Consider the following 23,385-nt stretch of genomic DNA (forward strand, 5'->3'; position numbering starts at 1 on the left):
TCGCTGCGCCTGGCCGTTGAGCCGCGCCAGGCGCACTTCACAGGGCGTTACAGATCCTTGCCGGGCACGTTGCGCGCCGAACCGTTGCGCCGGTCCGACTCGCCCCAGCCCAGCCAGTGGGAAGGCTCGCGGGTATCGCCGACTCGACGCCAGCGGCCTTCCTGCTGCGCGGTAATCGGGAAGCCGCCGACAAAGTCGATCATCTCGCCCCGCTCATCCGGCAGGAACTCCCACTCTTCCTTGCCCTCCAGCACAATCCTGGCGGACTTCAGGAAGTAACTGCCGTCCTTGTGTTCGGTCTGCCCTTCGATGTCGGTGGTAACCCGTACTTCACCTTTTTCATTGTTGAAAATGGCGTAGCCCAGGTGATCGTGGCCAACCATGAACGAGCCCGTGTCCCAGGTGCCGTCCTGGTAGACGGTGACGAACGACCACCAGATCACGTGCTTGTTGTTGTTCACCACCAGGTCTTTCTTGAAGTGGATGGCCCCGCCCTCGGCCATGTAGAACTGGTCCAGGGCCATGGCGCCCTTGACCGGACGCCCTTCGCAGACGCCGGCCAGCTCCCACAGCTGGGAGACGTAAAAGGTGCCCCACTCCACCCCCGGCAAGTACCACTGCAACCCCGGGCCCAGCAGGCGGCCTTCGAGGTGGAACAAGCCCTCTTCCTTCCAGGTCAGGCGCTCGCTGCTGGCGGTGATCTCCCAGGCATTGCCGGCCTCGCCCGGCTGGCTGGACCAGCGCGCGGTGTCGCCCTCCAGGCTGTGCACGGGCAACGGAGTCAGGGCCTGCCTGGCCATTTTTTCGTGGTCCATGCGCAGGTTGACCTGGTCGACATGGTTGTTGAGGTAGAAGAACTTGGTCGGGTTCGGCGTGCCGTTGGGGGCCATCAGCGAACGCACGAAGGAATAGATATTGCCCTGCTCGTCACGCACCGAGCCGAAGGGTGAACTCTTGCTCAGGTGCAGGCCGAAAAAGCCCCGCTCGGCGGACATTGAAGCGCCGCTGACCTTGTGCGGCCCGACCAATTGCTGAAAGCCGAAATCACCGCGCTCGGGAATGGTTTTAAAGGTTCTCATGGTGCCCTCTGTTATTTTTTTCAAGGCTTGGAAAAGGCTGCCGGGTGGCGAGCCGGGTTCAGTCCCAGATCACCGGCAGCGAAGACACACCGCGCAATTGCGCGCCGCTGATCTGCGGCACTGGCTGGCCAGGGTCCAGGCGCAGGTTGGGGAACAGGTCGAGGATCGCGTTGATCGCGCAGCTGATTTCCACCTTGGCGACAAACTGGCCGATGCACATGTGCGGACCGAAGCCGAAGCCAAAGGACGGCTTGGGCTTGCGGTCGATATCGAACACATCGGGGTTGTCGAAGGCGTCTTCGTCACGGTTGGCCGAGACCACCATGCACTGCACGAACGAGCCCTTGGGAATCGTCACTCCGTGGAACTCCACGTCCTTGGCGGTTTCCCGCACCTTGAAAGTGGCCACCGGCTCGAAGCGGGTGGTTTCGTCCATCAATCGGCCGATCAGCGAGCGATCAGCCTTGACCCGCTCCAGCAAGCCGGGAGTGGTCAGGAGCAGGGTCATCACCGAGCCGAACATGCGGGTGGTGGTTTCACCGGCGGCCGGCAGCAGCGAACGGGTGAAGGTAATCACTTCGTGATCATCCAGGGTGCGCCCTTCGTACTCGGCCCGCAGCAGGCGCCCGACCACATCATCACCCTGGCTGCCCTCGGCCCGGCGCTGCACCACCACCCCTTCCAGGGCGTCGTACAGGCCTTTGACGGCGATGCCGGCCTGGCGCCGGGCCTCGACCATCTTGCTCGGGTCGATCTGGTTGCCACCGACAATGGCCAAGGCCCAGGCCGCGTATTGCTTGTATTTGGAGGGGTCGTCGGAAGGGAAACCCATCAGCGCATACATCACCCGAATCGGCAGTTCGAGGCCGAACTTCATCAGGTCGGCCTTCTTCGCCGGCAGCATCGGTTGCAGGTATTCCTCGCGAATCACCTGGTCGATCTGCGGGCGCCACTTGTTCACGGTCTCCGGCATGAACGCCGGCTGCAACAGAGCGCGCACCTTGCGATGCTCGTCGCCGTCCATGGCCAGAATGATCAGGCCATCGAAAAACGCCCCGAGGCCTTCGGCGATAAAACCGCTGGTGTAGGTCGCACCGTCGCGCAGCACGGTCATCACGTCCTGGTACTTGAACAAGGCATAGGTCGGGCGCGTGCCCTGCTGGGTGCCGGCGTTGGTCGGCACGCCGAACTGGGTGATGAAGTCGCCCTCGTAGATCGGCGATTTCAGGCGTTGTTCGCGGCACACCGCATGGATGTCCAGGTCAGTGCCACGGTACATCTGTGATACGGCGGAATACGCGGTGGCCAAATCCAGTGCTGCGCTCTCGTTGCTCATCAGGCTCTCCTATCGTGTGGCCCTCGCTGTGCGCAGTCAGGTCCTTGCGCACGGCGATACCGGGGATGCGAGACTCGCGACAGCGCCGCGCGACAACAGCAACAGGGTCGAAAACCAGGGGGCCGGCAAACCGGTAACGGCGAATGCGGCATCGACGAGTCTCTTGTTTTTATTCTTCTGCACACCAAGACGGCCTGGTTGGAACCCTCGGTGCTAAAGCGTGCCAGCGGGCTTTTCGGCGCTTTACGTCCGAAGCCTGGGCTGCCAACCTATGGTATGCGCTCGCCTGTGGACGGGCAGTTCGATTCGTTTGACCCCAGGTCAAACGAAGGCATCGAGTAAATGCTTCAAGATATGAACAACGTGGCCCAAGCAGGCATAAGGAGCTCAAGGTGGTGGTAAAGGCAGCAGAAGGTGGCGAGCCGGGCAAACGCAACACGATGAATCGCCTGCTCGCGGCTGCTCGTATCGAGTTCGCCCGCAAAGGCCTAGCCGGTGCGCGGGTCGAGGAAATTGCCCGCGATGCCGGGGTCACCAAGCAGCTGGTCTACCACTATTACGGCTCCAAGGAGGGCCTGTTCGTGGCGGTGCTGGATGAGTCTTCGGACAACATCATGTCCGAGCTGGTCAACCTCAATGTCGAGCAACTGGCACCGCCCGAGGCGATGCGCACGGTGCTCAATCACTTCTTCGACCAATACCGTTTCGACCCCTTCCTCGGCAGCCTGGCCCTGGAAGGTATTCGCTACCACGACGTCCACGAAACACCACGCAACCATTTTCTGGAAATGGCCCCGGCACTGATCGCCAAGCTCAACGCGATCCTGGTGCGCGGTGCGGCCAGCGGCGACTTCCGCGCAGACATCAACCCGCGCCTGCTGCTGGCCTGCGCTTCACTGGTGACCACCGGCTGGTTCACCAATCGTTACTCGATGTCGGCCCTTGCCGGGCTGGACACCGACTCGGCAGAAGGCATGTCCACCTGGCGCCAGTATTCGGCGGACTTTGTCCTGGCGAGCATCGCCCTGGGGGCATGAAAAAGCCGGCAGCGTCTGGGCGCTGCCGGCGTCATGCGGCCTGGCCCGGCCCGTCACCAGGCCGTGGCCACTCGCAGTTCAGCGCCGGGTTTTCTTCAAGTAGGCGCTGACCCGTCGGGCCGCCAGGCGCCCGGCCATGCCATTGACCCCGCCGCCGGGATGAATGCCCGCACTCCCCAGGTACAGGCCCGCCACCGGCAAGGTATCGCCCCCAGCCCATAGGCCGGGCGCATGGTGCTGGAGCGCATCGACGTGGTGTCGATGTGCACCACGCAACCGTTCACGGTGTTCAAGCGCGCGGTAAAGTCCGGCGCGGCCTCTATCCGGCGGCCGAGCACCTGGCCCTGGATGCCGTCGATGTAGGGATACAGCTGCTCCAATGCCTGGTCGGCGACCTGCTCGCGCAGCGCATCCCAGCCCTGGTTGGGGTTCACCGGCATGACCGGCGGATAGATATACAGCACGTCCTGGCCGGCCGGAGCCTGGGACGGATCGGCGGCACTCGGCGCGGCCACGGTGATGTAGGGCAAGGTCGGCACCTCGCCTCGGGCGCAGGCGGCAAAGTTCTCCAGCACCGCTTCTTCGGTGCCGATCAGCATCACGGTTTTGCGCAGGTCCACGCCGTCACCCCGCGCGGCCTCGAAACGTGGCAGGGAGATCTGCCCGCGCAGCGCCACATCCACCTTGAGCGGGCCGGAGCCCTTGGCATTGGCCGGGGCCATGGCAATGCGCGTCAGCAGATGCTTGGGAATTTCGCCGGGGCTGACCATCTCCAGCGCCGGCTTGGGGTGGCAGCCGGCAATCACCGCGCGAGCGGTGAACTCGCGGCCGTCGGCCAGTTTCACCCCGCTGACCTGGCCATTTCTGGCCACGATTTCACTGACGCTGGCCGACAGCAGTACGCGCCCGCCCAACTCTTCAAGGCGGGCCTGCATCGCATTGCTCAACTGCTGCATGCCGCCCAGTACCCGACCCACCCCGAAGCGATGGAGAAAGCCGAGCAAGGCGTAGTAGATACCCCCGCCATCGGCACTGATATCGCCCGCCAGGCCGGTCAGCGCGCACATCGCGGAGATCGTCACCGGATGCTCGAAACGCTCGCGCGCCGCCTGCAGCGCGGAGCCGGTCATCAGCGCCATCAGCTCCGGCTTCAGGGCCTTGTGCTTGAGCGCGGTGCCGAGGAGCTTCAACTTCACCCCCAGGTTGGTCCGGGCCGGGTCGACGCGCATCATCGGCAGCGCGATGTCGAGGAACAGGTCGATGACCTTCATGAACGCCAGAAACGCTTCGGCGTCGTGGCTGCTGAAGCGGCGGATCTCGGCGGCGGTCTTCTCGCGGTCACGCCAGAAGATCAGCGACTGGCCATCCGGGTGCAGGTACACATAACCCGGGGCCAGCTCCACCGACTTGAACCCATGGCGCTCCAGCCCCAGCTCCGCCGGGACATGGGCATGCACCCGCATCGACATCATGTCCAGGGCACAGGGGTGAACCAGATGCTGGGGCGCCTCGGGAATCAGGTAGCCCGACGACGCCATGCCGCCCACCTTGTCCAGGGCCTCCAGCACCAGCACTTTCTTGCCTTCCATGCCCAGGTAGCAGCCTGCCGACAGGCCATTGGTGCCGCCGCCGACCACGATCACATCGAAATCGGTGTTTTGCGCTTGTTGGTTCTGATTCATCACATGCTTCCATGTCGAAGTTCAACCACGGCGGCACGCGGCGGCGGTGGCGGCAAAGAGGTCCACGGCCTGCCACGGGGCAGGCCGTGGCAAGGGTTACATGCCCGTGCGGCCCATCTGCGCGAACAATGCGCGCATGGCCACCAGCGACGGCGTGTGGCTGCTGAACCCGCCGTCGGCGACCAGGGTGCTGCCCGTCACGAAGGACGATTCGTCGCTGGCCAGGAAGGCCACCACATCGGCGATCTGGCGCGGCGTGCCGAGCTCGGCGGTGCAGTGGTTGTCACGCAGAATGTCGAGCAACGGCTCCGGCATCGCGTGCTCCGAAGGCGCCAGGCCAATCTGCAACGCATTGCCGCGGATCCCCTGCTTGCCGTACTGCGAAGCCACCATGCGCGGCAGCATCATCAGCCCGGCCTTGGACGTGGCGTAGCCAGTCAGGGACATATCGCCCTGCATGCCCAGGCCCGAAGTGGCGAAAATGATCGAGCCCCGGGCGTTTTCCAGCATCACCGGGATCACGTGCTTGGTGCACAGCACCGCGCCACGCAGGTTGACCGCGATGGCGCGGTCCCAGGCCTGCATGTCGAGGTTGACGAAATCGCGGTCCAGCTGGCGTTGCTCGGCGTTGAGAATCGCCGCGTTGTTGTGCAGCACGTCGATCTGGCCAAAGTGCTGCCGGACCTGGGCGACCATCGCCTGCACCTGCTCCTCGCACGACACATCGGTGCCGATCGCCAGGGCCGCGTGGCCCTGCTCCTCCAGTGCCTGGGCCACGGTCCTGGCGCCTTCGAGGTTGATATCAACCACGGCGACACTGGCGCCATGGGACGCCAGCACCCGGGCGCACTCGGCGCCCAGGCCACCACCGGCGCCGGTGATAATGGCCACGCGCCCTGCCAGTTTTCCTGTATTCATGTCCGATTCCTTATTGTTCTGGGGAGACATTGATCCAAGGGGTGAACGATCACTCGCCGGTGAAGTGCGGTTCGCGTCGCTCGCTGAAGGCCTGGGCCGCTTCACGGGCATCCTTGGTCGGGGCCAGCAAGGCAAACAGGTCCAGCTCCAGGTTCAAGCCACTCTTGAGGTCCAGCTCCAGGGCCGCCCTGGCCGCCTGCTTGACAAAGGCCGAGGCAATCGGCGGCTTGCTGGCGATGCGCTGGGCAAAGGCCCGCACCTCGTCCACCAGGCTCGCGCTATCGCTGGCCAGGCGGCTGACCAGGCCAATGCGCTGCGCCTGCTCGGCGTTCATCCGGTCGCCGGTGAGCAACATGTCCAGGGCCTGGCCCGGCGCGACCACACGGGACAGGCGCTGGGTGCCGCCGCCGCCGGGAATCAGCCCGAGGCCGGTTTCCGGCAGGGCGAACACCGCGTTGGGCGCGGCAAAGCGGATGTCGCAGGCCAGTACCAGCTCCAGTCCACCGCCCATGCAGTAACCATGGATCGCCGCGATCACCGGTTTGCCGATGGTGTCCAGGGCTTCGATCCAGCGCACATTTTCCATGCGCAGGCGCACTTGCAGGCTCGACTCCGGGCCCCGCCGCTCCTTGATGTCGGCACCGGCGCAAAAGCCCCGCTCGCCTTCGCCGCGAATCACGATCACGCGGATTTCCGGGTCCTGCTGCAACAAAGCCAGTGCCTGGGGCACGCCCCGGCGAATGTCATCGTTGATGGCGTTGATCTGCTGTGGCCGGGTCAGCACCACCCAGCCGACATTGGCCTCGCGCTCCAGGCGCACAGCCTCGTTGATCAGCAGCACCGGCTGCTGGTTTTGCGCTGTGCTCATGCAGGGCACTCCTCGAACTCGAAGACCTGGCCGTCGAGCTCCCGTGGATCGATCTTGATCAGTGCCCGGCCACCCACCGCCTCCGAGGATTCGATCCACTGGAATTGCGTACCACGGGCCCGCAGGTCCTCGGCCTTGGCGGCCAGGTCGTTGACCCCGATACGGATGTAGTAAGGCCCCGGGCCCCAGTTATTGACGTAGTGCCCGGCGTCGGTATTCCAGTAGGTGGCCTCAAGCACATCCAGGGTCGCGCTGTTGGGCACGCTGAAGCCCATGCGCGCTCGGCGGTAGCCTTCGCTGCGGATGCTTTCCACCGGGCCGCTCGGCTCCCAGTCCAGATTGGTCGAGACCTTGCGCAGGGTTTCATCGAGGTCGCGCACCAGGAAGCCGCGCGCGGTGACCCGCACCATGTCGCCGGGCTTGAGATCGAGTGGCTGCACCGGTGGCAACTGGTAGGTTTGCGCCGGCATCTGCAGCGGCTCGGTCGGCATGATCTCGATGCACAGCCCGCCATCCACCGAAGGCTGGTAGTACGGCTGCTCCGGCGTGGCGCCCAGCCACAGGCGGTCGAAGGGCATTTCCGGGGTGCGCTGGGCCATGCGGAACGGCAGGCGCCGGCGCATCAGTTTGTCCACCAGGGCGTCGAATTTGTCGCCGTGCAGGGCCAGCACGATGGAGTGCGTGAGCATCGGCCGATGGCGGCCCTGGAAGTCCTTCAGGCTTTCCAGGAAGTCATGAAACAGCGGATCGCCCGGGTTGGGTCGGTCCAGATGCCACTGGGGCTCGATCCGGGTCGGCGATACCGCCAGGGATTTGTGCACCCGCAGAAAGTGCGCGATGTAGGGGTGGTTGTCGAACGCCTGGCGCCAGCGCTCGTGCTTGTAGATTCCCAGCTTGTCGACCAGCATCTCGGTCATGCCGTCCGGGTCCGGAACCATCATGTCGGCACTCATCAGTAACTCGAACATCTCTCTCTCCTTGCAATTGCCAGCCAGGCCCTGGGCCCGGCGATCAGTCAGCGGGCACGCCGCGGTAAGGCGGGCTCAGTCAATGCGTGGTAGGTCGGTTCGGCCGCAGGCTTGCGTTGCTCCTGCTGCGCGCGGGCGTCCTCGAGGTCGAGGGTCATCCCGCCCTTGGAGTTGCCCTTGGGGTTGAGCAGGTAATGGGACAGGGCCGGGATCAGCACCAGCGCGCCGAGCATGTTCCAGAGGAACATGAAGGTCAGCAGGATGCCCATGTCGGCCTGGAACTTGATCGGCGACCAGGCCCAGGTAATCACTCCGGCAGCCATGGTCAGCCCCACCAGGGCCACCACCCGCCCGGTGAAGTCCAGCGAGCGCCGATAGGCCACAGCCAGGCTGCCGCCGCGCGCCTGGACCGCCAGTTGCACGCTGAGCAGGTACAACGCGTAGTCCACCCCTACCCCAACGCCCACGGCGATCACCGGCAAGGTCGCGACCTTGAGCCCGATGCCCAGCCAGACCATCAGCGCCTTGCAGATAATGGTGGTCATCAGCAGCGGGATCAGGGCCACCAGCGTGGCGCGCCAGCTGCGGAAGGTCAGCAGGCAGAGCAAGGCGGTGGCGCCGTACACCGCCAGGTACATGGTGATGATGCCGCGCTCGACCTCGATGTTGGTCGCCGCCTCGATCCCGGCATTGCCCGCCGCCAGCAGGAACTCCACCGGCTGTTCGGCACCCGCGGCGCTGTTGTTCTGCCTGGCGAAGTCTTCGGAGACCTTCAGCACCCGGCTCAGGGTGTCGGCCTTGTGGTCGGCCAGGTAGGCGATCAGCGGGGTCACCGAACATTGCTGATTGGTGATGCCCGGGGCGGAAATCATTGCCGCGTCCACCGCCGAGTTGGTGATCGCCTGGTCCCGGCTGATGCTCAGCCATTTCGGGCTGCCCTCGGCCATGCCGGAGCTGATCATGCGCACGGTTTCCGCCAGGGACTGGGTGGTTTGCACGCCCGGGGTCTGGCGCAGGCGCCACGCCAGCTTGTCCATGCTTTGCAGCGACTGGTACAGGCGGCAGCTGTCTTCGTTGGTCTTCATGATGACCACGAACTGGTCACTGGACAGCCCGTAGTTGCGGGTGATGTAGGCGTTGTCGAGGTTGTAGCGCGAGTCGGCGCGCAACTCGGGCGCGCCGGGGTCGAGGTCGCCCACCTTGAGGTGCATCATCACCACGCTGCCCAGCAGGGTCACCAGAAGCGACAGAGCAATCACCGCCGTGGCCATGGGCCGTTCGGTGAAGCGGTCGAGGCCGTGCCAGATACGCCCGAGCACACCCCGGTTGGCTTCGCCGGCCTGGTCCTTGGCAATGGCGATGCGCGCGGCCTTGCGGCTCACCCCCAGGTAGGACAGTGCCACCGGGATCAACAGCAGCTTGGTGAAAATCAGCACCGCCACGCCGATGCTGGTGGTCAGGGCCAGATCGCGGATCACCGGGATATCGATGATTACCAGCACTGCGAAACCGACGATATTGGTCAGCAGTGCCGTCAGGCCGGTGAGGAACAGCCGGCGGAAGGTATAGCGCGCCGCCACGTATTTATGGGTGCCGCGCCCGATGTCCTGGAGGATGCCGTTCATCTTCTGGGTGCCATGGGAAATGCCGATGGCGAAAATCAGGAACGGCACCAGGATCGAGTACGGGTCCAGGTCGTAACCCAGTATCTGCATCAAGCCCAGCAGCCACACCACCCCGGCCACCGCCACGCCCACCAGCAGCAGGGTGCTGCGCAGGCAGCGGGTGTAGAAGTACACAAACAGGCCGGCGATCACCACCGAGGCACCGAAAAACAGCATCACCGAATACAGGCCGTCGATCAGGTCGCCCACCAGCTTGCTGAAGCCGACAATGTGAATGCCGATCCGGTCGCTTTCCAGGGAGCGGATCTGCGTCTCCAGCTGCTTGGAGAACTCGCCGTAGTCCAGGGGTTTTCCGGTCTGCGGGTTGGTGTCGAGCAACGGCGCGACAATCATGCTCGACTGGCTGTCGTTGGCCACCAGGTTGCCGATGATGCCGGCACGCATGATGTTGCGGCGCAAGGCGCTGATGGACTTCTCACTGCCGTCGTAGTCCGAAGGCATCACCGCACCGCCGTCGATGCCCTCCTCGGTGACTTCCTTCCAGCGCACAATGGGCATCCACAGCGACTTCATCCACGAGCGGTCGACCCCGGGTATCAGGTACAAGGTGTCGTTGACCTTTTGCAGGGCCAGCAAGTAGTCCGGATCGTAGATATCGCCGCTCTTGTTCTCCACCACTACGCGAATGCTGTTGCCCAGCCCCGGCAACTGGTTTTTGTAGGCCAGGTAATTCTTGATGTAGGGGCTGGAGCTGGGAATCATCTTCTCGAAGCTGGCATTGACCTGCAGCCGCGTGGCGAAGAAGCCCAACACCAGGGTGGCGAGCAGGCAGGCAACCACGACCAACATGCGGTGACGGAAAATAACCCGTTCAAACCAGCCGCCGGAGTTCTTGTCGAAGTCCTCCAGGTTGGCAATCACTGGCATTCCGCTGTTGAATTTTTGCTCGACCATGTTTTCTTTCTCGTAGGGGGACAGTGCCGGCGGCGTCAGTCAGCCCGGGCAATATCGATGACCTTGGCGCCACTGAAGCGCGTGACAACCAGGCTTCCGGCCTGTGCGGTGGCACTGGCGGCATACACCTCGCCAACTCGTGCGTCGGGCAGTGCGGTGACCTTCAGGCTCTGCCGGTCAAGCTTGACCAACTGCCCGCCCTGGCTCACCACGATCAACTCCGGGCCTTGCTCGACGATGCTCACCAGGCTGCTGTTGAGGTGCGTCGCCAGGGCCTGCCAGTGCTGGCCGTCGTCGCGGCTGGCGAACAGGTTGCCGCGCAGCCCATAGGCCAGCAGCAGTTGATCGAAGGCCCGGACGCCGAAATAGGTGCCGCTGTAGGGCGTCTCGATCCTGACCAGGCGTTGCTGCCCGGCCTCCAGGCGCAGCAGCAGGCCTTGCTCGCCGCTGATGTAGAAGATGCCAGCGTGTTCCGCCAGCCCGTACAGGTGCATGCGCCGCTCGTTGTCACTGCGCTCGATCCACGGTTCCCAGCTCTGGCCGTTGTCGAGGCTGTGCAGGACCATGCCAAAGGCGCCCACGGCAAACCCCTGGCCCTGGTCATCGAACAACACATCGAGAAACGGCGCGGCCAACACCCCCGGGGTCGCCGACGTGCCGACCGCCATCTGGATTTCCTTGAGCACCAGGGCCGCGGACTCATCGCCCTGCTCCGCCCGTGGGCCGTAGTAGTCGTTGAGCAGGGTCAACAGCCGACGCCCGTCGAGCTGCACCTGCCAGTTGCGGCCGCCATCGGTGCTGTGCAGCACCAGCGCGTCATGCCCGACGATCCAGCCGTTGCGCTCGTCGCGAAACCGGACCTGCACCAGGTCGCTGGACACCGGGCTGTCAACCTGTTGCCAGGTCTGCCCGCCATCGATGGACCGCTGGATCAGCCCGTGCAGGCCAACGCTGATCAAGGCGTCGCCGGCTCGGGTCACCGCCAGCAGGGGTGCGGGCAGCTGTTCATCTACCCGCAGCGCAGGCAGATCCAGAGAGTCGGTGGCCGGCGCGGCCGCGCTATGCGCCGAGGGCAGCGCCAGCAATGCGCCCATACCCACGGCCAGCGCTACGGCCAGCGCCAGGCGTGAGGTGGAGCGATGAAAAGAATCAGGACAAGGGCCAGTCATTATTTTTATTCCTCAACCATCCCGAAGGTCAGAACAGGCCTGCCCCGCCCGCCCGGTTTGATGCGCAAACCGGTGGGCAAGGCAGGCGTGCACCGGTCAGCGTTGGGTAACCCGAGCCACGATGGCTTCCGGGTTCATGTCACGCTCGGAAAGCGGTTTGTCGATGAACTTGTAGCCGCCCTTCAAGCCGTCGTTGAGCAAGGCATACATGCCCTTGTTGAAGTCGTAGACGACGTTTTTCACGTTGTAGGGAATGGCCTTGTCGTACAGCTGCACACCACTGAGGAAGATCGAGCGATACAGCGCGCCGCTCTTGTCCCAGGCGTCATACAGGCCCACGCCGTAGGTGTCTTCATCCAGGTAGTAGGTGCGCTTGCTGTAGACGTGGCGCATGCCCGGCTTCAACGTGGCCTCCACCACCCACACCCGGTGCAGTTCCCACCGCTCGTTCGCCGGGTTGGCGTGGTGCGGCATGAACTGGTCTTCCTGCTTGATGCCGAAGTAGAACTTGTAGGCGTTGTACGGGATGTACATCTCCTTGCGGCCCACCAGCTTGTAGTCGAACCGGTCCTGGCTGCCGGAGAACATCTGCAGCTCGTCGAACAGGGTCACCCCGCCCTGGCTGGCCACCGGCGTATCGAAGGCGAACTCCGGCGCCAGCTTGACCCGGCGCTGCCCCGGGGAATAACTGAAGGAGCGCCGTGCCTTGGCCAACGGGTCGAGGAAGTCGGTCAACACCACCACTTCACCGGAGCGCCGCGCCGGGTAGTCGTTACGCGAGAACACCCGGGCATACATGGTCGGGTCGCGGTCCTGCTGGGTGACCTGGTAGTAAGGGGTCTCTTCGAAGGTCGCCTGCTCGGCGGTCTTGGTGATCGAGCCATTGGCGTCCACCACCCAACTGTTGGAGGACGAGGTGGTCGAGTAGCCGGTGCCGATCTTGTAGCGCACCTGCTGGTTCCACATCACTTCGTTGCCGGTCTTCGGAATCGGAAACGGCAGCCCGCCGCGGCAGCTGGTGTCCACCGCCAGGCCGTCTTTCTGGATCTGGCAACTGCTGGCATTGCGCACGGTGGCGTCGAGCACTGCCTGCGGATAGGCCGTGGTGCGGTGGCTGGGGTAGATGTCGAGGTAGTAGGTCGGGTACTTCTTCATCAGGGCTTTCTGCCCTTCGCTGAGTTTGTCCGCGTACTGGTCGAGGTTCTTGGCGTCGATGCGAAACAGCGGTTTCTCATCCTTGAACGGATCGACCCAGAAGCCGCTGTCGGCGACGAAACCGGCCGGCGCCTTGGTCAGGCCGCCTTGATAGGCCGGGATGCTGCCGTCGGCGTTACCGGCCTGGATCGCACCAAAGGCGGTCAGGCTTTTGCCCAGCTCCGAGGCATCGCCTCCGGCCGCCAGGGTGCAGGTGGCCACGCTCATCAGGGCTATGGATAAGGCAAGTTGTCGTTTCATACACAGGTTCTCCGATTCTTATTGGATTTGTCAGAAGGAGGTCTTGAAGGTGAACGCCAGCCAGCCACGGTCGGTGCCGCCTACGCCGCCGTTGCCGGCGACGGTGCCATTGGCCAGGTTCTTGGAACGCGCCTGGGTGTCGGCGTAACGCAGGCCGAACTCATAGAGCTGGGCGTAGGTGGCCTTCACCCCGACCGAGTACGACAGCGCGCCTTCGTTACCGCCACCGGCGGTCGGTGCGTTGCCATGCAGGCCGTAGTTGACGGTGAACGGGACATCCAGGTCCCAGGACGGGAAGATCGAGATGTACTGCGGGGTGTAGTTGACGGCCACGGCGTAGTAATTCTTCGACGAACAGCCATCGGACTCGCTGCCGGAACCGGCGATGCCCGGCGTCCTGCCATTGGTGCAGGCTGCGGTGCCAGCACCTTTGTACAGTTCTTCGTGTTCCGTCACACGTTGCAGGTGGCTGTAGGCGAATTCACCGACCAGCGTGGCGTTTTCCGAAATGAAGTTACGCGGCACGCCGTACACGGCGTTGGCGATGAAGTGCAGGGTATCGCCGCGCGGCCCTTCGTCATCCAGGGCACTGACCCCGGTCGCATTCAGCGCGCCGTTCATGCGGTAGGACAGCTCCGTACCCACGGCCACGGTATTGAACACCCGGGCAAAACTCAGGCCCGCAAGCTTCACGCCCCGTGGGTAGACCACCCGGTAGGAGCCCAGGGCCGCCTTGACCTGCGGTGCCAGCCAAGGCTGGTAATCGTCGAACTGGCGATAGTAGGCGCCGAAGGTCGATTCGACTTCCTCGACGTTGAGCTTGGCCATCACGCCCCAGTTCTTGCCGTCACGCCCGAAGCGCGAATCCTGGCGCTGCAAGGTGGCGCCGTTGGGTGCCAGGGGCAGTTGGTCCGGCCCTTCGAACAGCGGGTCGGCGCCGCCGAAGTAGGTGCCGCCATAGGGGATGCGGGTCGGTTCCCACTCATAGAAATACTGCGCCGCCAGGGACAGGTGGTCGGTGACCTGGGCCTTGGCCGACACCTGGCCAACCGGCAGGAACACTTCCTTGGTTTCGATACCCGGGCTGGTGGAGGCTTTCACCCCATCGCTGGGTGCCTGGGAGTAGGACACGGAGTGCGCGCCGAACAGCAGGCCCTCACCCCAATAGTTGGTGTGGCGACCGATCTTCAGGTTGACCGGCGTATCGCCGATGTTGAAGTTGCGCCAGACGAAGGCATCGAGCAACTCGCCCGAAGGGCCGTTGACGTAGCGCTTCACTTCGTCGCTGTAGCGGTTGTTGTGGTAGCTGGTGGCGTAGCCGGGGACGTTGCTGCTGACCTTGTGATCGTTGTACGCCTGGTCGAACCAGGCCGCAGCGCTGAGTCGGGCGCCCCACTCGTTGAGGTAGGAGAAATCGAACTCACTCAACAGATCAAGGCGATTTGTCACGATATCGCCTTTATCGAACTTTCCGTCCGACTCGTCGTAGTTCGGCGTGTTCATGATGCGACGGTCCTGGCTGTCCGTACGCATGCCCAGGTTGTAGCGCACGGTATTGTCCCAGCGCACCCGGTAGTCGGGGTTGGACATGTCGAACGAGGCCGCCATCAAACCCTGGGCGCTGCCCACCATCAACAGCGTCAGCGCACCTTGAGTCAGCACCCGCCGACCCTGCTTGGTCTTGTCTTTCATACACACTACCTTTTTGTTTTTATTTTCAGTCGTTGTGCGTTCAAACAGTCATTCCAGCGATCTGCGAAACCCTACAGGATCGTTGCAAGTCCCGCTTGGACGGTCGGCTCACGAGGTCTAGCACGCATCTGTGACCACAGTCCTCCTCAGCTAAAGCGCACCGTAACGGATCACGATTTAAAATTCCATATAAAGATTTCAATTCTACATCTAGAATTTTAAACCCTAACCGGTCGACAACGGTTCCAGGCGGCGGCAAAGCCAGGGCTAATACTGCACACATAAGCAATAAACGTTCAAATAATCTTTGACCCTTTTCGCGTTTGGGCTTTGAATAGCCCGGGCAGACTCACTGAAAACGCCGCGTCCCGGGAAAAAAACAGCGACGGGCGTGTAAAACAACAAGAGGAGCCACCATGAACATCGACTTGAGCGCCAAGCGCGTCATCATCACCGGCGCGTCACGGGGCATAGGCCTGGCCATCGCCCGGGCCTTCGCTGCCGAAGGGGCACGGGTCGCGATCTGCGCCCGCAGTGAAGAGGCGGTTCGCGCCGCCGGCGCGCAACTGGCGGAACAGGCCCAGGCGGTTATCGCTCGGGCCGTCGACGTCACCGACAGCGACGGGGTCAAGGCATTTGTCGCCGAAGTTGCACAGGCCTGGGGCGGCGTCGATGTACTGGTAAACAACGCCGGCCAGGACCGTGGCGGCAACCTCGACACCCTGACCCCGGAAGCCATTCTTGAACACGCCAATATCCTGCAGATGGGGCACTTCCGCTTTGTCCAGGCGGTGGTGCCGCACATGCGCGAACAGCGCTGGGGGCGAATCATCGAAATCAACGCCCTGGCCGGGGTGATTCCGACCCCCGACGGCATTCCCTCGGTGATCAACCGCGCCTCGTGCGTCGCCCTCTCCCGCTCCCTGGGCATGTCCCTGCCCAAGGACAACATTCTGGTCAACAGCCTGAACATGGGCTGGATCGACACCGGCCAGTGGGACCGCCACTACCGGGAAATGGGCCCGGGCGTCAGCCGCGAAGAGTTCGACGCCATGGTGATGAAAGTGGTGCCCATCGGCCGCTATGGCAAACCGGAAGACGTGGCGGGCATGGCACTGTTCCTGGCCAGCGAATACGCCAGCTTTATCAGCGCCGCGTCGATCGATATTGCCGGCGGCATGGGTGGCCAGATTGCCTACTTCCCGACCCTCAAACGGGATTTCGCCGCCGCCATCCAGGCGCGCAACGCCGCCCGCGACTAAGGCCTGACGGGGGGTCATGGCGCCCCTCCGGCACTCACCGACGGCCGCACCAGCGGCGGCCACTGCGGTGCGCAGCGCGCACCCTTCACTCTTGGCGTCCGCGCAATGAACCTGCTGTTACCTGTCCTCGCAACACTGATCTGGGCCGCCAGCACGGTGGTCAATCGCCTCTCGGTGGGAGTGATCGACCCGGCGGCGATTTCGTTCTATCGCTGGCTGACGGCCCTGCTGGTGCTGTCTCCGGTGTTGCTGCCCAGGGTCTGGCGACTGCGGCGCAGCATTCGCCCGCACCTGCCCCGGCTGATGCTGCTGGGCTTGCTCGGCATGTCGCTGTACCAGTCCCTGGCCTATTTCGCCGCGCATACCGTCAGCGCCACCTCCATGGGCCTGATCCTGGCGACCATGCCCCTGCTCACGGTGCTGCTGGCCTTTGTGGTGCTCAAGACCCGCCCCACACCGGCGCTGCTGCTGGGTGCCCTGGTGTCGTTTGCCGGCCTGGCCTGGCTGCTGGCCGCCGGCGACCTGGCGTCGCTGTGGCGGCACGGGGTGGGCAGCGGCGAACTGATGATGCTGCTGGCGTCGCTGTCCTATGCGCTGTATTGCGTACTGGTCAAGCGCTGGCAAATCCCCCTGCCAACCTGGGAAAGCCTGTACGTGCAGATTGTCTGCGGCACCTTGCTGCTGATTCCGCCGTTCCTGCTGGCGCCGTCCATTGCCCTGACCCCGCGCAATATTCCGCTGGTGCTGTTCGCCGGCCTGTTTGCCTCGGCCCTGGCCCCCGGCTTGTGGATGCGTGGCCTGCAAACCCTGGGGCCGGAAAAGACCGCGGCCCTGATGAACCTGGTGCCGCTGTTCACCGCCGCGCTGGCCATCCTGTTGCTCGATGAAACCTTGCACCTGTACCACGCCGTGGGCGGTGGCCTGATCCTGCTGGGCATCGGCCTGGCCCAGGGCTGGCCCGCTCGGGCCATGGCCAGGGCGTCGGCCTAGGGCTGGCCCGCTCGGGCCATGGCCAGGGCGTCGGCCTAGGGCACGAGCACGCTGTCGCGCAGCCCTTGCAGCCCTGCTGCGTCCAGGCCGCTGAAGCGATGCAGGTAGCGCTCGAGGCCACCGTACTCGGTGTCGATTGCCCCCAGGGCCGCCTGCAAGTATTCAGGCCGGGCATCCAGCACCGCATCCATGGCCGCTTCGTTCGGGGGCTCGCCCAGCAGCTGCGCCAGTGCGTGGCCCATTGCCTCCTGGCGCGGTGGGTCCAGCTGGCTGAAGCGCCGCGCCGAAAGCAGGTAGTCGACCATGATCGATTGCGGCGCCACCCCCAGGGCATGCAGCAGGATCGCCACCGCCACCCCGGTACGGTCCTTGCCCGCCGCGCAGTGAACCAGCACCGGTGCGCGGCCCGCCGTAAACAGCGCGAACAGGGCCGGCAAGTGCGGCGCCAGCAGGCCCGGCAAGCGCCGGTATATCGCCTGCATCATGTCCTGCCCGCCCTGCCCCGGCGCCGCGCCGGCGAGCAAGGCCGCCAGCCGTGGGTCGCCAGGCCCGTCGCCCGTGAGGTCCAGGTGCAGGGGCTGCACCCTCGGTCCTGGCAGGCAACTGGGGTAACGTGCCCGCTCGCCGGCACTGCGCAAATCGCAGACGGTCCGCAGCCCCAGCTGTTGCAGGACCTGCCAATCCTGCGCGGTCAGGCGATGCAACTGGTCGGCGCGCATCAGCGCATGCCGGCCGATGCGCCGGCCGCAACGGCTGGGCAGGCCCTGCAGGCTGCGAAAGTTATCCGCGCCCTGCAGTTGCAGGGGCTCTGGATGGGCCATGGCTATTGCTCCAACAGGTGCTGGTAGGCCGGCGCCAACGGCCGTGCGTGCTGCCCCAGGATCGGCGTCCGCCGTGGCCGGCGACCGTGGGTCAGCAGGCGCAGGGTGTCGAAGTCTTCGGCGGCGGCGAAAAAGCGTTCCACCATCGGCAACCCGGCCTGGCCCCAGTCGTCCATGTTCGACATCCAGGTCTGCATGCCCCACACCGGCCAACGGCGCAATTGCTCCCAGGCAGCGTCCTGGCCCAGCACCCCTTCGGCGCCCAGGCTGAGCAGCTTCTCGCGGTACACCCGCAACAGCGCCGGGGCTTCGGCGCGCCGCTCCTCCACGGTCAGCGCACCGAGCATGAAATACGCGACATCCCGCCACGGCCGGCCACGCCGGGCCAACTGCCAATCGAGCCAGATGCGCTGGCCGTTGCTGCGTAAAAAGCTGTTGCCCTGATGGGCGTCGCCATGGATCAGGCAACTGGGCGACCGCTGCTCCAGCTCGAACGCCGCCAGCTCGTCGAAGGCCTGGCTGAACAGCTCCGGGGCCTCGTACATCCACGCCGGCAACAGCTGCCGATACTCCGGCTTGCGCAGGTTGACCTTGATGTAGTTGTACATGCGCAACAGCCCGTTGCTGTCCACCGGATTGGCCATCGACACCGGCAACCAGCTCTGGCGCTGCAACAGCTCACTGCCCCAGGTGGCGCCATGCAGTGTCGCCAGCGACTCCAGGCCCGCCGCCACACCGTCCACCCCCAGGTGATCGGTGCTGTGGCCGAACTGCCCGGGAGCCAGGCCCAGGTCCTCCATGATCACCACGCCCCGACCGCCGCCATCGGCGTCCCAGTCGCAGAAATAGCTGACCGGCAGCGGGGCCTGGGGCCAGTTGCGGGCCAGCTGATAGAAGCGTGCCTCCAACTCACAGATATCGCCGCTTTCAAACCCTTCGGACCAGTTCGACTTCAAGCACACATGGGGCGCAATGCCCGCCCGCTGGCCCACCTCGTTCAGTTGCAAGTGGGCACGCAGCTTGGTGGTGTGCCCGTTGCGCACTTCGAGCACGTCCAGCGCCTGCACCTCGATCCCCGGGTAACGCGGTTGCAGCAGCTGCGTGAGTCAGGCCGCGCTGATCTCCTGCAACTGCCGCGGCAGGCGCCCGTTGCGCTGCGGGTACGGGCGGCCGACGCGCATCGCCAGCAGGTTGCCGGTCATGGCACCAGGACCCGGTCGCTGCCGGCCGGCACCTTGAGCTTGAGCAGTTCGATGGCGTTGCCGCTGCGGATCCGCTCCCGGTCATGGCTCGACAAACCGAGCCCGGCCGTCAGGTCGCCATGGTCATAGGCTCCACCAAAGTTGGTGCCATACAGCAGGCGCTCGGCCCCCACCAATTCGGCAACCCCACGGCGCAGGCCCGGCGCATGCACGTCCAGGTCGAAATAGAAGTTCTGCAGGTAGTCCATCAACGGCCGCTGGTTGCGCGAGTCCGGGGCCATGGCCCGGTTCAGCTCGCTCAGGCGCCCCAACTGGAACACCGCCATGCCGCCGGCATGGGTGATGTAGGTTTTCAGGGTCGGGAACACATCCAGCGCGCCGCCGCAGATCAGGTACCAGAAAAACAGGGTTTCATCGACGCAGTCGCCCACGATCGAGGTGGTTTCGAACTTGTCGTCGGTGTGTTTCTGCCCCCAGTAAATCGACTGATTGAAGCCGTGCACCATGATCGGCACATCCAGCTGGGTGAGCTTTTCCCAGACCGGATACAGGCGCTCGTCATGGGCTTCCAGGCCATTGAAGTTGGCCCCGCCGACACACACGCCCCGAGCCCCCAACTGGGTCACCGCGCGGTCGATTTCCCGGGCCGCCTGCTCCGGGTCCGCCAGGTTGGCGTGGCACCAGAAATCGAAGTGATCGGGATCGGCGCGGCAGAACGCCGACAACTCGTCGTTGCAGATGCGCGCGTACTCATTGGCAAAATCCCCCGCCCAATACATGAAGCAGTGGGACGGCGTGGACATCACCAGCTTGTCGACGCCGCGCTCGGCCATCAGCGTGCGGCGGCTGGCATGGGTCATGCGCGCCAGGAGGTTGGCCTGGGCCTGGGCATCGGTGGCGGCCTTGGCCGGTTGCTTGGTGCCCAGGGAAAAGTGGCCCACGGTCAGGCCCTGGACCTTCATGAACGGGCCCCAGAATTCATGACGGTTGAGCATGCCTTCGGTCAGCAGATGGGCGTGGACATCAATCAGCATGGCGTTCTCCTTTTTATAATCAGCCAGCGGACTGAACGGCCGCCTGGCGGGCCGCTCGGGTCGCGTGAGTGGGCAACTGCGCCCGGGAATAATATAAACACATTTTAAATATCTGTTCATTTAAATCTGTTGCTGAACCGCCGTCCCGACCGCCGATAAACCTGTGCACGCTAAAACCCGGGCAAAAAAAAGCGGCCCTCGCAGGCCGCCAATGCGTGCTCGGGTGTGATCAGCGCTGGGTTTCCTGGGACACGATCGACTCGGGCTTCATGTCGCGCTCGGACAGCGGCGCATCGTGCACCTGGTAGCCGCCCTTGAGGCCGTCGTTGAGCAACGACCACATGCCCTTGTTGAAGTCGTAACTGACGTTTTTCACGGTGTACGGCAGGTTCTTGTCATACAGCTGCACCCCGCTCTGGAACAACGCGCGGTACAGCACCCCAGCCTGGTCCCAGGCGTCGTACAGCCCGGCACCGAAGGTGTCTTCGTCCAGGTAATAGGTGCGCTTGCTGTACACGTGGCGCTTGCCGGGCTTGAGCGTGGCCTCCACCACCCACACCCGGTGCAGCTCCCAGCGCTCGCAGGCGGGATTGGCGTGGTGCGCCTGGAACTGCTGCTCCTGGCCACAGCTGAAATAGAACTTGTAGGCGTTATAGGGGATGTACATTTCCTTGCGCCCCACCAGCTTGTAGTCGAAGCGGTCCTGGCTACCGGAGAACATCTGCAACTCGTCGAACAGGTTGACCCCGCCCTGGTTCGGCACCGGGGTGTCATAGGCGAACTCCGGCGCCAGCTTGATCCGGCGCATGCCCGGGGTGTAGCTCCAGGCCCGGCGCGGCTGAGCCTGGGGGTCGAGGTAGTCGGCGAGGATGATCAACTGCCCGGCGCTGCGGGCCGGGTAACTGTCCAGGGCCCAGGCGCGGTAGTACAGCTGGGGGTCACGATCCGCCTGCTTGACCTGATAGTACGGGGCCTCTTCCATCGTCGCCGACTCGGCGGTCTTGGTCACCGAGCCCTGGGAATCGACCACCCAACTGTTGGACGACGCCGTGGTGGTGTAGCCCGCGCCCTTGTAGCGCAGTTGCTGGTTCCAGATCACCTCGTTGCCATTTTGCGGCAGCGGGAACGGCAGCCCGCCACGGCACGCCGGGTCCACCGCCAGGTTGTCCCGGGTGGCGTGGCAGGTACTGGCGTTGCGCACGGTGGCGTCGAGCATCTCTTGCGGGTAGGCCGCAGTGCGGTGGCTCGGGTAAATGTCCAGGTAGTAATCGGGGAATTTGCTCAGGAGCATTTTCTGGCCGCCGCTCAGCCGGTCGGCGTACTGCTGCATGTTCTTCGAGTCGATGCGCAGCAAGGGTTTCTCATCCTTGAACGGGTCGACCCAGAACCCGCTGTCCGGCTTGAAGCCCGGCGGGCTTTGCCGCAGGCCGCCGGTGTAGGGGGGAATGCTGCCATCGGCATTGCCCGCGATGATGGCGCCAAACGGGGTCAGGCTCTTGCCAATCTGCGCCACCTGGTCGGCCGGTGCCGCGCCCAGGCTGCAGGTGGCGACGCTCAACAGCGCCAGCGCCCATGCACATTGTCCTTTCATAAACAGGTACTCCGTTTCTTGGCTATGTCAAATGGAGGTTTTGAAGGTGAAGGCCAGCCAGCCACGGTCGGTTCCGCCCACGGCGCCGTTGCCGCCGACCACATCGCCGGGGCCGGTCCTGGACTGGGCCGCACTGTCGGCATACCGCAGGCCGAACTCGTAACGCTGGGCATAGGTCATCTGCACCCCGGCGGACCAGGTCAGGGCACCTTCGTTACCGCCGCCGGCGGTGGCGGCATTGCCGTACAGGCCATAGTTGACGGTCAGCGGCACGCTCATGTCCCACGATGGAAGCACCGACAGGTACTGCGGCGTGTAATTGACTGCCAGGGCCGCGTAGTCACGGGTCGAACAGCCATCACGCTTGCTCCCCGAGCCCGGCGTGCCGACCTTGGGGTCCACGCAATTGGCGCTGTGCTCGCCCAGGTACAGCTCTTCGTGTTCGGTCACTTTGCGCAGGTGGCTGTAGGCGAACTCGCCGACCAGGGTGGCGTTCTTGGCGATGAAGTTGCGCGGCACGCCGTACACCGCGTTGGCCACGAAGTGCAGGCTGTCGCCGCGCGGGCCCTGGTTATCGTCCGGGTCAATGCCCACCGCGTTCAACGCGCCCCCCTTGCGGTAGGAGATCTCGCTGCCGATCGACACCGTGTCCAGCACGGTGGAAAAACTCAGGCCGAGCAACTTGACGTTGCGCGGGTAAACCAGGCGGTAGCTGGCGGTGGCGGCCGACACCTGCGGCGCCAACCAGGGTTGATAGTCGTCGAACTGGCGGTAGTACAGGCCGAGGGTAGACTGGATCGCATCGACGTCGTACTTGGCCATCACCCCCCAGTTGGCGGAGTCGCGGCCAAACCTGGATTGCTCGCGCTTGAAGGAAAACCCCGGTGCCACCGGCAGCCGGTCCGGGCCTTCGAAAAACGGGTCGGCGGCGCCGAAGTAGGTCCCGCCGTAAGGCATCCGGGTGTAGTCCCACTCGTAGAAATACTGCGCCGCCAGGGTCAGGTTATCGGTGGCCTGGGCCTTGGCCGAGATCTGCCCGATGGGCAGGAACACTTCCTTGGTTTCAATACCCGGGCTGGTCACAGCCTTGGCCCCGTCCAGGGGCGCCTGGGAGTAGGAAATCGCATGGGCGCCAAACAGCAGGCCTTCGCCCCAGTAGTTGGTGTGGCGACCCGCCTTGATGTTGACCGAGGCATCGCCGAGGCGGAAATTCTTCCACACGAAGGCATCGAGAATTTCCCCCGACGGGCCTTCGGCGTAACGCTTGACCTGCCCGCTGTAACGATCGTTGTCGTAGCTGCTCTGGTAGCCGGCGACGTGGCTGCGCACATCGTTATCGTGATAGGCCTGGTCATACCAACCCGCGGCGCTGACCCGCGCGCCCCAATCCTTGCGGTATGAAAAGTCGATTTCGCTGAGCACGTCGACACGGTTGGTGACAATGTCGCCCTTGTCGAACTTGCCATCGGACTCGTCGTAACTGGGGTTGTTCATGATGCGCCGGTCCTGGTGCTCCATGCGCATGCCCAGGTTGTAGCGCAGCGTGTTGTCCCAGCGCAGGCGGTAATCCGGGTCCGGCAGCTCGATGGACGCCGCCAGCGCGCTACGGCCCTGCCCCAGCGCCAGTTCGGCGACCACCAGCAGTGCCAGGGTGTGCCGCGCACGCAGGGCTCCCTGTGTACTCATGTGTTTCATGCAAACC

Annotated in this window: 17 protein-coding genes and 1 pseudogene; 3 read left to right on the forward strand and 15 right to left on the reverse strand. The window is 64.3% G+C overall.

All coding sequences use genetic code 11. The features are described 5' to 3' along the window. Positions 1 to 47: 47 nt before the first annotated feature. Together JFU57_RS26630 and JFU57_RS26635 are read right to left on the reverse strand one after the other, a co-directional pair. Positions 48 to 1,079 carry a hypothetical protein gene (locus JFU57_RS26630; RefSeq protein ID WP_201131354.1) on the reverse strand — a complete coding sequence of 344 codons (1,032 nt, stop codon included), beginning with the start codon at positions 1,077 to 1,079 and terminating at the stop codon, positions 48 to 50. 58 nt (positions 1,080 to 1,137) lie between these two features. Next, the gene (locus JFU57_RS26635; RefSeq protein WP_201131355.1) at positions 1,138 to 2,415 is read right to left on the reverse strand and encodes a cytochrome P450; all 1,278 of its coding nucleotides are present in this window, start codon (positions 2,413 to 2,415) and stop codon (positions 1,138 to 1,140) included. Positions 2,416 to 2,807: 392 nt separating this feature from the next. On the opposite strand from JFU57_RS26635, the gene JFU57_RS26640 reads away from it, so the two are divergent. Beyond that, on the forward strand, positions 2,808 to 3,452 hold the full coding sequence (locus JFU57_RS26640; RefSeq protein ID WP_201131356.1) for a TetR family transcriptional regulator: 645 nt from the start codon (positions 2,808 to 2,810) through the stop codon (positions 3,450 to 3,452). Positions 3,453 to 3,530: 78 nt separating this feature from the next. On the opposite strand, the pseudogene JFU57_RS26645 reads toward JFU57_RS26640, so the two are convergent. From JFU57_RS26645 to JFU57_RS26680, 8 genes and pseudogenes are all read right to left on the reverse strand, one after another. Continuing rightward, positions 3,531 to 5,134 (reverse strand): annotated as a pseudogene (locus tag JFU57_RS26645) (phytoene desaturase family protein). Positions 5,135 to 5,230: 96 nt separating this feature from the next. Beyond that, positions 5,231 to 6,052, reverse strand: a complete 822-nt coding sequence (locus JFU57_RS26650) for an SDR family NAD(P)-dependent oxidoreductase (protein ID WP_201131357.1) — start codon at positions 6,050 to 6,052, stop codon at positions 5,231 to 5,233. 49 nt (positions 6,053 to 6,101) lie between these two features. Further along, the gene (locus tag JFU57_RS26655) at positions 6,102 to 6,920 is read right to left on the reverse strand and encodes an enoyl-CoA hydratase/isomerase family protein (RefSeq protein ID WP_201131358.1); all 819 of its coding nucleotides are present in this window, start codon (positions 6,918 to 6,920) and stop codon (positions 6,102 to 6,104) included. Continuing rightward, positions 6,917 to 7,888 (reverse strand): lactoylglutathione lyase, encoded by a 972-nt coding sequence (locus tag JFU57_RS26660; protein WP_201131359.1) that lies wholly within the window; start codon positions 7,886 to 7,888, stop codon positions 6,917 to 6,919. The genes JFU57_RS26655 and JFU57_RS26660 overlap by 4 nt, the downstream gene beginning before the upstream one ends. A gap of 47 nt (positions 7,889 to 7,935) precedes the next feature. Beyond that, positions 7,936 to 10,467, reverse strand: a complete 2,532-nt coding sequence (locus tag JFU57_RS26665; RefSeq protein ID WP_201131360.1) for an efflux RND transporter permease subunit — start codon at positions 10,465 to 10,467, stop codon at positions 7,936 to 7,938. Between the two features lie 35 nt (positions 10,468 to 10,502). Beyond that, positions 10,503 to 11,636 carry a WD40/YVTN/BNR-like repeat-containing protein gene (locus tag JFU57_RS26670; RefSeq protein WP_201131361.1) on the reverse strand — a complete coding sequence of 378 codons (1,134 nt, stop codon included), beginning with the start codon at positions 11,634 to 11,636 and terminating at the stop codon, positions 10,503 to 10,505. Positions 11,637 to 11,732: 96 nt separating this feature from the next. Beyond that, on the reverse strand, positions 11,733 to 13,091 hold the full coding sequence (locus tag JFU57_RS26675; RefSeq protein ID WP_201131362.1) for a DUF1329 domain-containing protein: 1,359 nt from the start codon (positions 13,089 to 13,091) through the stop codon (positions 11,733 to 11,735). A gap of 30 nt (positions 13,092 to 13,121) precedes the next feature. Continuing rightward, the gene (locus tag JFU57_RS26680; protein WP_020296334.1) at positions 13,122 to 14,783 is read right to left on the reverse strand and encodes a DUF1302 domain-containing protein; all 1,662 of its coding nucleotides are present in this window, start codon (positions 14,781 to 14,783) and stop codon (positions 13,122 to 13,124) included. 416 nt (positions 14,784 to 15,199) lie between these two features. Here JFU57_RS26680 and JFU57_RS26685 point away from each other — a divergent pair, with 416 nt between their 5' ends. Together JFU57_RS26685 and JFU57_RS26690 are read left to right on the forward strand one after the other, a co-directional pair. Then, positions 15,200 to 16,045 (forward strand): SDR family oxidoreductase, encoded by an 846-nt coding sequence (locus JFU57_RS26685; protein WP_201131363.1) that lies wholly within the window; start codon positions 15,200 to 15,202, stop codon positions 16,043 to 16,045. Positions 16,046 to 16,150: 105 nt separating this feature from the next. Beyond that, positions 16,151 to 17,035: a DMT family transporter gene (locus tag JFU57_RS26690; RefSeq protein WP_201131364.1), complete on the forward strand. Its 885-nt coding sequence runs from the start codon at positions 16,151 to 16,153 to the stop codon at positions 17,033 to 17,035. Between the two features lie 35 nt (positions 17,036 to 17,070). On the opposite strand, the gene JFU57_RS26695 is transcribed toward JFU57_RS26690, so the two are convergent. From JFU57_RS26695 to JFU57_RS26715, 5 genes are all read right to left on the reverse strand, one after another. Continuing rightward, positions 17,071 to 17,856 (reverse strand): tyrosine-protein phosphatase, encoded by a 786-nt coding sequence (locus tag JFU57_RS26695; protein ID WP_201131365.1) that lies wholly within the window; start codon positions 17,854 to 17,856, stop codon positions 17,071 to 17,073. A gap of 2 nt (positions 17,857 to 17,858) precedes the next feature. Further along, on the reverse strand, positions 17,859 to 18,923 hold the full coding sequence (locus tag JFU57_RS26700; RefSeq protein ID WP_342032578.1) for a phosphotransferase: 1,065 nt from the start codon (positions 18,921 to 18,923) through the stop codon (positions 17,859 to 17,861). A gap of 131 nt (positions 18,924 to 19,054) precedes the next feature. After that, positions 19,055 to 20,092 (reverse strand): amidohydrolase family protein, encoded by a 1,038-nt coding sequence (locus tag JFU57_RS26705; RefSeq protein WP_201131366.1) that lies wholly within the window; start codon positions 20,090 to 20,092, stop codon positions 19,055 to 19,057. Positions 20,093 to 20,321: 229 nt separating this feature from the next. Continuing rightward, positions 20,322 to 21,683 carry a DUF1329 domain-containing protein gene (locus JFU57_RS26710; RefSeq protein ID WP_201131367.1) on the reverse strand — a complete coding sequence of 454 codons (1,362 nt, stop codon included), beginning with the start codon at positions 21,681 to 21,683 and terminating at the stop codon, positions 20,322 to 20,324. A gap of 27 nt (positions 21,684 to 21,710) precedes the next feature. Then, positions 21,711 to 23,378 carry a DUF1302 domain-containing protein gene (locus JFU57_RS26715; RefSeq protein ID WP_201131368.1) on the reverse strand — a complete coding sequence of 556 codons (1,668 nt, stop codon included), beginning with the start codon at positions 23,376 to 23,378 and terminating at the stop codon, positions 21,711 to 21,713. Positions 23,379 to 23,385: the final 7 nt, after the last annotated feature.

It is taken from the genome of Pseudomonas sp. TH07 (assembly GCF_016651285.1).
Taxonomy (GTDB): Bacteria; Pseudomonadota; Gammaproteobacteria; order Pseudomonadales; family Pseudomonadaceae; genus Aquipseudomonas.